9 protein-coding genes are annotated in these 10,094 nt (G+C 65.2%); 4 read left to right on the plus strand and 5 right to left on the minus strand.

What is annotated here, in order from left to right:
- The first annotated feature begins 25 nt into the window (after nt 1-25).
- A complete protein-coding gene (gene acmB / locus CV770_RS25560; RefSeq protein ID WP_104464327.1) occupies nt 26-1,219 on the plus strand; it encodes a methyl acetate hydrolase AcmB in 1,194 nt (397 codons plus the stop codon).
- Nucleotides 1,220-1,256: 37 nt separating this feature from the next.
- Here acmB and CV770_RS25565 read toward each other — a convergent pair whose 3' ends face one another.
- Together CV770_RS25565 and CV770_RS25575 are read right to left on the minus strand one after the other, a co-directional pair.
- A complete protein-coding gene (locus CV770_RS25565) occupies nt 1,257-2,072 on the minus strand; it encodes an acyl-CoA thioesterase (protein ID WP_104464328.1) in 816 nt (271 codons plus the stop codon).
- Between the two features lie 188 nt (nt 2,073-2,260).
- The gene (locus CV770_RS25575; RefSeq protein WP_165637491.1) at nt 2,261-4,777 is read right to left on the minus strand and encodes a glycogen/starch/alpha-glucan phosphorylase; all 2,517 of its coding nucleotides are present in this window, start codon (nt 4,775-4,777) and stop codon (nt 2,261-2,263) included.
- A 205-nt stretch (nt 4,778-4,982) separates the two neighbouring features.
- On the opposite strand from CV770_RS25575, the gene CV770_RS25580 reads away from it, so the two are divergent.
- Nucleotides 4,983-5,228 (plus strand): hypothetical protein, encoded by a 246-nt coding sequence (locus CV770_RS25580; RefSeq protein ID WP_091959926.1) that lies wholly within the window; start codon nt 4,983-4,985, stop codon nt 5,226-5,228.
- A 24-nt stretch (nt 5,229-5,252) separates the two neighbouring features.
- Here CV770_RS25580 and CV770_RS25585 read toward each other — a convergent pair whose 3' ends face one another.
- Nucleotides 5,253-6,116 (minus strand): LysR family transcriptional regulator, encoded by an 864-nt coding sequence (locus CV770_RS25585; protein ID WP_165637492.1) that lies wholly within the window; start codon nt 6,114-6,116, stop codon nt 5,253-5,255.
- Nucleotides 6,117-6,213: 97 nt separating this feature from the next.
- Here CV770_RS25585 and CV770_RS25590 point away from each other — a divergent pair, with 97 nt between their 5' ends.
- Both CV770_RS25590 and CV770_RS25595 read left to right on the plus strand, forming a co-directional pair.
- Complete coding sequence (locus tag CV770_RS25590) at nt 6,214-7,125, plus strand: DMT family transporter (RefSeq protein ID WP_091959935.1); 912 nt, start codon at nt 6,214-6,216, stop codon at nt 7,123-7,125.
- A 15-nt stretch (nt 7,126-7,140) separates the two neighbouring features.
- The gene (locus tag CV770_RS25595) at nt 7,141-7,914 is read left to right on the plus strand and encodes an MBL fold metallo-hydrolase (RefSeq protein ID WP_091959940.1); all 774 of its coding nucleotides are present in this window, start codon (nt 7,141-7,143) and stop codon (nt 7,912-7,914) included.
- Between the two features lie 132 nt (nt 7,915-8,046).
- Here CV770_RS25595 and CV770_RS25600 read toward each other — a convergent pair whose 3' ends face one another.
- Entirely contained in the window at nt 8,047-8,817 is a 771-nt protein-coding gene (locus CV770_RS25600) for a TIGR02186 family protein (protein ID WP_104464329.1), read from the minus strand.
- Complete coding sequence (locus CV770_RS25605) at nt 8,814-9,731, minus strand: sulfite exporter TauE/SafE family protein (protein WP_028139822.1); 918 nt, start codon at nt 9,729-9,731, stop codon at nt 8,814-8,816. Before CV770_RS25605 ends, CV770_RS25600 begins: the two co-directional genes overlap by 4 nt.
- Nucleotides 9,732-10,094 lie beyond the last annotated feature (363 nt).

Genomic DNA, 10,094 nt, shown 5'->3' on the forward strand with positions numbered 1-10,094 from the left:
CATCCAATACAACGGGAGGACAACCATGAGCACGAATTTCGGTGCTGCTGCAGACGCCGTTCTCGACGGTGTCGTTACATCCACGCCGCGCGTGCCCGGCGTCGTCGCGATGGTGACGGACCGTTATCGCAACATCTACGAAGGTGCTGCGGGGAAAAGGCGTGTCGACCAGCCAGCCGAGATGACGACCGACAGCATCTTCGCCATCTTCTCCACGACCAAGGCGGTCACCGGCACGGCCGTGCTGCAACTCGTCGAAGAGGGCAAGCTCGATCTCGACGCACCGGCCAAGCGCTACGCGCCGGACATCGGCAAGCTCCAGGTCATCGAGGGCTTTGATGCCGCGGGTGAGCCAATGCTGCGGGCGCCCAAGCGGGACATCACCACGCGGATGCTGATGACGCACACCGCCGGCCTTGGCTACGATTTCATCAACCACACCTATAACCGCCTGGCCGAGGAGAAGGGGCAGTCCAGCGTCATCACCGCTTCCAAAGCCTGCCTGATGACGCCGCTGCTGTTCGATCCGGGCGAGCGCTGGGATTACGGCACCAATCTCGACTGGTGCGGCCAAATCGTCGAGGCCATCGCCGGGCGCCGGCTTGGAGAGGTTTTCAATACGCGCATCTTCGAGCCGCTCGGAATCAAGAGCATGACCTTCGAGCTGACCGACGCCATGCGCAGCAAACTGGCGGGGATCCACGCGCGCGGCGCCGACGGCTCGTTGACGCCGATGGATTTCGAGCTCCCCGCCAAGCCTGAAGTGCATATGGGTGGCCACGGCCTTTACGGCACGGTCGGCGACTACATGCGTTTCATCCGGATGTGGTTGAATGACGGTGTCGGCGAGCATGGCCGCGTGCTGAAGGCGGAGACCGTGCGCATGGCGGAGAAGAATCATCTCGGAGACAAGAAGGTGACACCGATCACCGGCGTCATCCCAGCGCTGTGCAATGATGCCGAGTTCTTCCCGGGCCAATCAAAGTCCTGGGCGCTCTCGTTCATGATCAACGACCAGGAAGCACCCACCGGGCGTCCCGCCGGCGCCCTCGGCTGGGCGGGCCTTGCCAATCTGTTCTATTGGATCGACCGGCAGAACGGGTTCGGCGGGTTCTGGGCCACGCAGATTCTTCCGTTCGGCGATCCAACGTCGTTCATCGGTTACATGAATTTCGAGACGGCGTTTTATCAGAGCCTGAGGCAGCGAATGGCGGGTTAGGAACCCCGGCAAGAACGGGACGAGGGGTGGAGAAAGCTCACGCCTTGAAATACGCGATCTGTGTCGAGGTCGCGAGCAGCCTTCCGTTCGGCGACCACAGCTCGGCGTTCTGGTCGGCGTAGCTCCTGTGCATGATCTTCGAATCGGCGGTGGCCAGCACGCGCGTGATGTCCTCAGCCGCGAGCTCGTCGCTGTCGGTGTGGAAATAGGTCGTCAGCGACACCGTGCCGAACGGCACCAGCTCGCGCCGAGCGTGGAAGATGCGGCCGAAGAAGGCGTCCGACATCGACATCAGCGACAGCATGTCGAGCTTGCGCGGCGTGCGGTCGCTGATCCAGAGCTTCGAATAGGTGCTGGCGGGCTCGGCCTGCTGCGGGCCGATCCGCATCTCGCCCTCGACGAAGCGAAACTCGTATTGGTTCGCCCAGGCCGCCGCGATCTTCGGGAACGGCAGCGTCGCTTCGAACGGCTTTGCATCGGGATATTGCGCCACCCGGTGCTCCCAGGACGGCCGCCGCTCGGCGAACACCGCGGTGGCGAGCGTTGCGACCTCGCCGCCGCCTTGGCTGAGCTCGACGCTCCAGTGCTGGCTGGAGCGGTTGCCCTTCACCAGCCGCACGTCGAGATCGAACGGCCCCTTGGCGATCGGCGCGCAATAATTGACCGTGAGGGCGAGTGGATCGCCGGCGCGTTCCGGGTGGTCGATCAGCGCGCGCAAAATGGTCGCGGCGGTGGCGCCGCCGAACGGGCCGACAAAGGCCCAGTAATCGTCGCTGGTGTGCCCCTGCCAGCTCGAGTCGCCGGCAGTGACGCGGGTGGCGTCGTCGAAGGGGTGGGGAAGCTTGGCGTGCATTTTCGTTTCCGTCTGTCATTCCGGGGCGATGCGACGGGACCGCGTAGCGCGGGACCGAGCATCGAACCCGGAAGCTCGAGATTTCGGGTTCGGCTCTGCGAGCCGCCCCGGAATGACGGTCGTCATATCACAGCCATCGCGTGGCTGTGCAATTACCTGTCGGGTAACGCTTCCACGCCGCGGAAAAATCAGCCCGCGGCGTCGCGCAGGTTCGGCAGCAGCGGCGTGGTCGGATTCACCGGCACGTTCCAGATCTCCTCGGCGTATTCGCGGATGGTGCGGTCCGAGGAGAACCACGCCATGCGCGCGACGTTGAGGATGGAGGCGCGCGTCCAGGCCGGCGAGACCAGCCAGCGCGCATCCACGCTGCGCTGAGCCTCGTAGTAGGAATCGAAATCGGCGCTGACCATGTAATGGTCGAGATGGCGCAGCGCGTGCGCGATCGATTCGAAGCGGCCGGGATCGCCCGGCGAGAACTCGCCGGTGCCGATCGCATTGATGGCGCGCTGCAGCTTCGGCGAATTGCGGATCAGGTCGGAGGCGTCCAGCCCCTGCTTGCGCCGGATCATCACGTCGCCGGCCTCCATGCCGAAGATCGCGATGTTCTCAGGCCCGACATGGTCGCGGATCTCGATATTGGCGCCGTCGAGCGTGCCGATGGTGATGGCGCCGTTGAGCGCCAGCTTCATGTTGCCGGTGCCGGACGCTTCCATGCCCGCGGTCGAGATCTGCTCGGACAGGTCGGCCGCGGGAATGATCACTTCGGCGAGGCTGACATTGTAATCGGGCAGGAACACCACCTTGAGCTTGCCGCCGATCGTGGGATCGTTGTTCACGACCTCCGCGACGTCGTTGATCAGCTTGATGATCAGTTTTGCGTAGCGGTAGCTCGCGGCAGCCTTGCCCGCGAAGATCTTCACCCGCGGCACCCAATTGCCGGTGGGATCGTCCTTGATCGCCTGGTACAGCGCGACAGTCTCGATGACGTTGAGGAGCTGGCGCTTGTATTCGTGGATGCGCTTGATCTGCACGTCGAACAGCGCGGTCGGGTCGACCTTGATGCCGAGCCGTTCGCCGATCAGGCGTGCGAGCGCCGTCTTGTTGTGAAGCTTGACGCTGCGGAACTTCTTTTGGAACTCGACGTCGCTGGCGCGCGCTTCGATCAGCGAAAGCTGGGTGGGATCGTCGAGCACCGCCTCGCCGCAGGTCTCGCGCAACAGGTCGGTCAGCTTCGGGTTCGCCAGCATCAGCCAGCGGCGGAAGGTGATGCCGTTGGTCTTGTTGGTGATGCGGCCGGGATAGAGATGGTTGAGGTCGTGGAACACGGTCTCACGCATCAGGTCCGAATGCATGCCCGAGACGCCGTTGATCCGGTGCGAGCCGACGAAGGCGAGCTGGCCCATGCGCACGCGGCGCCCGCTCTTTTCGTCGATCAGCGAGACCGAGGCACGGAAGTCGATGTCGCCAGGGCAGCGCGCTTCGGCGAGCGCCAGATGCTGCACGTTGATGCGGTAGATGATTTCGAGATGCCGCGGCAGCAGCCGCTCGAACAGCTCGACCGGCCAGGTCTCCAGCGCCTCGGGCAGCAGCGTGTGGTTGGTGTAGGAGAGGGTGGCGACCGTGATCTTCCAGGCCTCGTCCCAGCGGAAATTGTGCAAATCGACGAGGATCCGCATCAGCTCGGTGACGGCGAGGCTCGGATGGGTGTCGTTGAGTTGCACCGCGACCTTGCTCGACAGGCTGCGCAGCTGTCCGTCGGACGCAAGGTGCCGCTTGACGAGATCCTGGAGCGAGGCCGAGACGAAGAAATATTCCTGGCGCAGGCGCAGCTCGCGGCCTGCCGGGCTCTCGTCGTTCGGATAGAGGAATTTGCAGATCGCTTCCGCGCGCGACTGCTCGGCGGTGGCGCTGACATAGTCGCCCTTGTTGAAGGCGTCGAGCTTCAGCGGATCGGGCGAACGCGCCGACCACAGGCGGAGCGCGTTGACGTGCTGGCCCCGCCAGCCGACGATCGGCGTGTCATAGGCGATCGCCTGCACGGTCTCGCCCGGATGCCAGATCGCGCGGTCGCGGCCCTTGTCGTCGACATGCTCGACGCCGCCGCCGAAAAAGATGTCGTAGATCACCTCGGGGCGCTGCAATTCCCAGGGATTGCCGAAGCTCAGCCACTCGTCGGGATATTCCTGCTGCCAGCCCTGGTTGATGATCTGGCGGAACAGGCCGTAGTCGTAGCGGATGCCGTAGCCGATCGCGGGGATCGACAGCGTCGCCATGCTCTCCATGAAGCAGGCGGCGAGCCGCCCGAGGCCGCCATTGCCCAGCGCGGCGTCCGGCTCGCATTTGCGCAGCTCAGGCAGCGAGACACCGAGATCGCCGAGCGCGACCTCGAAGATCTTGAGCAGGCCCATATTGTTGAGCGCATCGGTGAAGAGACGGCCGATCAGGAATTCGAGCGAGAGATAATAGACGCGCTTGCGGCCCGCGTCGTAGCTGTGCTTCTCGGCCGTGAGCCAGCGATGCACGACACGGTCGCGCAGCGCCAGCGCCGCGGCCTGGTACCAGTCGTGCCTGGTCGCCATGCCCGCATCCTTGCCGATGGCAAGGCGCAGCTTCGCCAGGATCGCGCCCTTGATCTCAGCCAGCGCGAGCTCGTCGATCGGCTGGCCGGGGGCGGGAAAACTTGGCTGGAACGATTGATCTTGCAAAGCCGTCACTTCCTGGTCGAACACACCACTAACCCTACGCGTCTTGCCCCTGCACCGGAACTGCCACTGGAGCGGCCGTGCACTGCGCTGGCGCGAATTTATGCAAGGAACGGGCCGATTTGGGAACCCGGGCGAGCACGGAGAAACCCGGGATTCGGTGCTAGATTGCGGGTCAATTCAGCCATCAGTGTGGAGGAACATTCCCATGAGACTGCTGACGCGACTGCTGATCGAAATCGCCGCGGCGGCCCTGCTCGTCGTCTGCATCGGCACCCTCAGTGCCGCGTTTGCCGCCGGCAAGCCCGGTCGCAGCGCCGACGGCCTCAGCTGCGGCTTCACCGTCCCGCAGAATGCCTCGCCCGCGGCCCGCTGTGCCGCCATCAAGCGCCAATGCGGCGGCAAGTTTTATGCGAATGCGTGCGGCAACAGGCTGATGTCCGCGGCGAATTGAGAGGTCGCCGGATAGTCTGCTGGCTCAAGCCGCCTTCGCCTGCACCGCATCGCAAAACTCGGCGAGACGATCCGCGAGCCGGAGCGTTGCCGGGCTCGCATCGGGCGAGGCCATCAGTGCGACCTCGGTCTTGTTGATCGGCGCAAAACCATCTTTCGCCGTCAGCACGCGGTGGTCGGACTGGATCGACATCTCCGACAAGATGCTGAGGCCCATGCCGGCGGCGACCGCGGCCTGGATGCCGGAGAGGCTCGACGAGGAATAGGCCATGTGCCAGGCGCGGCCGACGCTTTCCAGCGCGTGGATGGCACCGGCCCGGTAGAGGCAGCCGGTCGGGAAGCCGATCAGCGGCACGGACGCGGCGTGAACGTCGACCGGATGGCTCTTGCTGGTGACCCAGTGCACGCGCTCCGGCCACACCGCGATGGCGCCCTTCTCGCCGGCCGCACGCTTGAACAGCGCAACGTCGAGCTCGCCGCGCTCGAGATCGCGCGCCAGGTGCTTGCTCTGGTCGGCGCGCACGTCGAGCCGCAGGCCCGGATGCGAGCGCGCGAACGCGCCCAGTAATTTGGTCAGCCGGTACGCCGCGAAATCTTCGGGGATGCCGAGCCGGATCGCGCCTTCGCCATCCGGCTGGCGCAGCACGTCGCGCGCCTCCTCGGCGAGCGAGAGCAAGCGCCGCGCATAAGAGAGCAGCCGTTCGCCGGCCTCGGTCGGGCGCACGGTCTTGCCGTCGCGATGCAACAGCACCTGGCCGATATCGTCCTCCAGCCGCTTGATCTGCTGGCTGACGGTCGACTGCGTGCGGTGGACGCGTTCGCCGGCGCGGGTGAAGCCGCCGGCCTCGACCACCGAGACGAAGCTGCGCAGCAGCTCGAGATCGAGCATGGCCGCCTCCATTCGAAAATCCACTGACCACAAGTTAATCATTTAATTTCCAAATGACAAGCGCGGTCCCTAGATCGAGGCTCAGGAGAATGCCCCCATGTCGCTCGCGCCCTCGATTTCAGCCCCCCGCAGCCGCTTCAACACGCTGCCGCTCGCTATCGGCCTGTTCTGCCTGCTCTGGAGCTACGCCTTCGTCGCCGGCAAGATCGGCGTCACCCATTGCCCGCCGCTGATCCTGCTCGCCGCGCGCTTCTCGCTCGCCGGCATTTTGATCCTGGGCGCCACGCTGATCCGCGGCGACAGCTGGTCGTTAACCTGGCGCGATGCGGCGATCTTCGCCGTACTTGGGATTGCCAACAACGCGCTCTATCTCGGGCTCGGCTACACCGGCCTGCAATCGGTCTCCGCCGGCCTCGGCGGCCTGATCGTATCGGCCAATCCGGTCTTCACCGCGGCGCTCGCGACCCTGCTGCTCGGCGAAGGCATGACGTGGCGCAAGGCGGGCGGCCTGCTGCTCGGCATCACCGGCGTGACCCTGATCGTCTGGCATCGCCTATCGGTCGGCACGGATTCGCTGCACGGCATCGTCTTCACGCTGGCTTCGCTCGCCTCGCTCGTCGCTGGCACCATCCTGTTCAAGCTGCTCGCGCCGAAGGGCTCCTTGTGGATCGGCAATGGCGTGCAGAACCTTGCCGCCGGTCTCGCACTGACGCCGATCGCGTTCAGTTTCGCCGACATCCACGCGATCGACTATACGCCGGGCCTGCTCGGCGCCTTCGCCTTCCTCGTGCTCGGGGGCTCGATCCTTGCCTACTGGCTCTGGTTTCACCTCCTGAAAGTATGCGGCGCCACCGCCGCCAGCGCCTATCATTTCCTGATGCCGCCGCTCGGCATGCTGTTCGCGTATCTCGTGCTCGGCGAGCACGTCGAGGCGCGCGATTTGCTCGGGATCATCCCGGTCGCGCTCGGCATCTATCTGGTGACGCGGCCTGCAAAGCCTGTCTCGTAAGAGGAGAGTTCTCTCGTGCCCATTTCCATCACCCTGATCGGCGGCCCGACCGCGCTGATCGAGATCGACGGCTTCCGCCTGCTCACCGACCCGACCTTCGATGCGCCCGGCGCCTACCAGCTGCCGCATGTGACGCTGGAGAAAACCATCGGTCCCGCGTTGAAAGCCGACGCGATCGGCCCGGTCGATGCCGTGCTGCTCAGCCACGACCAGCATTCGGACAATCTCGATCATTCCGGCCGCGACTATCTCCATAAGGTCAAGCGCGTGCTGACGACGGAGGCGGGCGCGAAGCGCCTCGGTGGTCATGTCGAGGGCCTTGCGCCCTGGAGCACGACGCATCTGAAGGATAGCGACGGCAACACCCTGACCATCACCGCGACGCCGGCGCGCCATGGCCCGGCTGGCATCGAGCCGCTGTCGGGCGACGTCATCGGCTTCGTGGTGGCGTCGAGCCGGAAGGACACCAGCACGGTCTATATCAGCGGGGACACCACCTGGTTCGACGGCGTCGCCGAAGTCGCGCGCCGCTTCAAATGCGGCGTGGTGCTGCCCTTCGCGGGCGCCGCGCAGACGCGCGGGCCGTTCCACCTCACCATGGACACCAACGACACCATCGAGACGGCGCGCGCCTTCCCCGATGCGACGATCGTGCCCGTGCATACCGAAGGCTGGGCGCATTTCCGCCAGAACAGCGAGGATCTGCGCAAGACGTTCGACGTGCTTGGTTTCGGAATGCGGCTGCGGCTGCTGGAGCCGGGCGTACCGACGGTGATCCAGGCGCCGTAGCTGCCGCATACCTCTCGATTTCGTCATGGCCGGGCTTGACCCGGCCATCCACGTCTTTGTCGTCGCGCGTAAGAACGTGGATGCCCGGGACAAGCCCGGGCATGACGGCGAGTGAGTGGCCCGCAGCGCCTCTCAATCCTTCCGAAAAACAATCGACGCCATCCATCCCGTCATCAGGGCCATCGCGGCGGTGACGAGGCCGTAGATCAGCCCGTTCTGCCTGGCGGTGGTGGCGACGAACTGCTCGAAGCCGACCTTGACGATCTCGAAGGCGGTCTCGGTCTTGCTGATGAACGCGCCGTTCGCGAACAGCTTGATCTCGACCTCGTACGTTCCGATCGGCACCTCCGCGGGCAGTGGAATGCCGGTGCGGAACAGGGTGGGCGTCAGGAACGTGACGGCGCTCGGATCTTCGCGATAGAGCCCGCGCTGGGTGCGCAAGCGAATAAACGCGGACCGAAAAGCGTCGTTCGGCACCACGTCGGCATAATCGCCGCCGACCCGCTGCGTCAGCAGCACGTTGTTCAGCCCGATCTGCTGCCGCCGCGCGATCTCGGGCGAGGTGATCGCGTCGAAGGACCGGTTGGCGAACAGCGCCAGATAGCTCGGCACCTGCAGGAACTGCCGGTAGTCGGTGTTGATCCAGATGCCGAAGGTGCGTTCTTTCCGCCGCGTCACCATGTCGGCGCGCGGGCCCATCACGGTGACGACGAGATCATAGGCGGTGCGATCGGCGGGCGACGTCGCGTCCTTCTCCACCGAGCCGAACAGCACCAGCTCCTCGCCGGAATAGTTCGGTGTCACCGTGACGCGGTGGTTGGAGACCGAGACGATCAGCCGCTCGGCGCGCGCGGCGGAGCCGAGCAGCAGGACGAGCAGGAGTGCGAGAGCTGCGCGCATCATCCGCTCACTCCCAGTTCGCGGATGGTGAAGAGATCCTCCGGCCGGATCACCAGCTCGATCGCGAAGCGGATTCCGACCGAGAGGATCAGGAGGCCGAGCAGCAGCCGCAGCTGCTCGCCGCGGATCTTCTGCCCGGCGCGGACGCCGAACTGCGCGCCGGTGACGCCGCCGACCATCAGGATCAGTGCCAGCACGGCGTCGACGAGGTGATTGGTCACCGCATGCAGCATGGTCGCGAACAGCATCGTGACGAGCGTCAGGACCATGGAGGTCCCGATCACCGTCGAGGTCGGCACCCTGAGCAGATAGATCATGATCGGCACCAGGATGAAGCCGCCGCCGATGCCCATGATGGCGCCGATGAAGCCGATCATGATGCCGACGATCACCACGGGGATGACCGAGAGATAGATCTTCGAGCGCTTGAAGCGCATCTTCAGCGGCAGGCCGTGGATCCAGTTGTGCGTGCGTCGTGGCGGCAGCGCGCCGCGCCGGGTCCTCATCAGCGCGCGCAGCCCTTCCGAGAACATCAGGCTGCCGACGGTGCTGAGCAGCACCACATAAGAGAGCGCGATCATCAGATCGAGCTGGCCGAGCGCGCGAAGCTGCGTGAAGGTCCACACGCCGAGCGCCGTGCCGGTCACGCCGCCGCAGAGCAGGACGCTCGCCAGCGCCGGATCGATCGCACGCCGCCGCCAATAAGACAGCGCGCCGGAAAAGGAGGAGGCCGCGATGTGGCTCGTGACCGAGGCGACCGCGACCGCCGGCGTGATGCCGATGAAGATCAGCAGCGGCGTCATCAGGAAGCCGCCGCCGATTCCGAACATCCCCGAGACGAAGCCGACCGCGGCGCCCATGGCGAGCACCAGGAAGACGTTGACGGGAAGATCGGCGATCGGAAGATAGAGCTGCATCGAAGAACCATACGCCGGCGAGACGGGTCGATTGCGCGGAATGCCCGCCGGACGGTCGGAACGATTGCCGCGCCCCTCAATAGCGGAATTCGCGGCTGGGAGGGACCCGGAATTTCGGGCGTGGTGAATACGTTAAGTGGGATCAGTTGGCTGCACACCGCGCGCCACGGCTTCCGGCACCTTCTCCGCTGTCATGCCCGGGCTTGTCCCTAGCATGTTCACACATCTGGGGCCGGCGGCGGGTTGCCAAGTCATCTGAAGTCTGAATCCATCGGGAGGGGTGTGCCGATGGAGCGAGCGATGGAAGGTGGATTGGGACGGTTTGGCGACCGGCGCCTGGAAAAAGGGGGGCTCGTTTGCTGG

Origin of the sequence: Bradyrhizobium sp. AC87j1, from assembly GCF_002936975.1 — a bacterium.
In the GTDB taxonomy this organism is placed as follows: Bacteria; Pseudomonadota; Alphaproteobacteria; order Rhizobiales; family Xanthobacteraceae; genus Bradyrhizobium; species Bradyrhizobium shewense.

What these genes read in the sequence shown, in the direction of transcription:
- acmB (WP_104464327.1), top strand. Translation starts at nt 26, where the DNA reads ATGAGCACGAATTTCGGTGCTGCTGCAGACGCCGTTCTCGACGGTGTC.
- CV770_RS25565 (WP_104464328.1), bottom strand. Translation starts at nt 2,072, where the DNA reads ATGCACGCCAAGCTTCCCCACCCCTTCGACGACGCCACCCGCGTCACT.
- CV770_RS25580 (WP_091959926.1), top strand. Translation starts at nt 4,983, where the DNA reads ATGAGACTGCTGACGCGACTGCTGATCGAAATCGCCGCGGCGGCCCTG.
- CV770_RS25585 (WP_165637492.1), bottom strand. Translation starts at nt 6,116, where the DNA reads ATGCTCGATCTCGAGCTGCTGCGCAGCTTCGTCTCGGTGGTCGAGGCC.
- CV770_RS25590 (WP_091959935.1), top strand. Translation starts at nt 6,214, where the DNA reads ATGTCGCTCGCGCCCTCGATTTCAGCCCCCCGCAGCCGCTTCAACACG.
- CV770_RS25600 (WP_104464329.1), bottom strand. Translation starts at nt 8,817, where the DNA reads ATGATGCGCGCAGCTCTCGCACTCCTGCTCGTCCTGCTGCTCGGCTCC.
- CV770_RS25605 (WP_028139822.1), bottom strand. Translation starts at nt 9,731, where the DNA reads ATGCAGCTCTATCTTCCGATCGCCGATCTTCCCGTCAACGTCTTCCTG.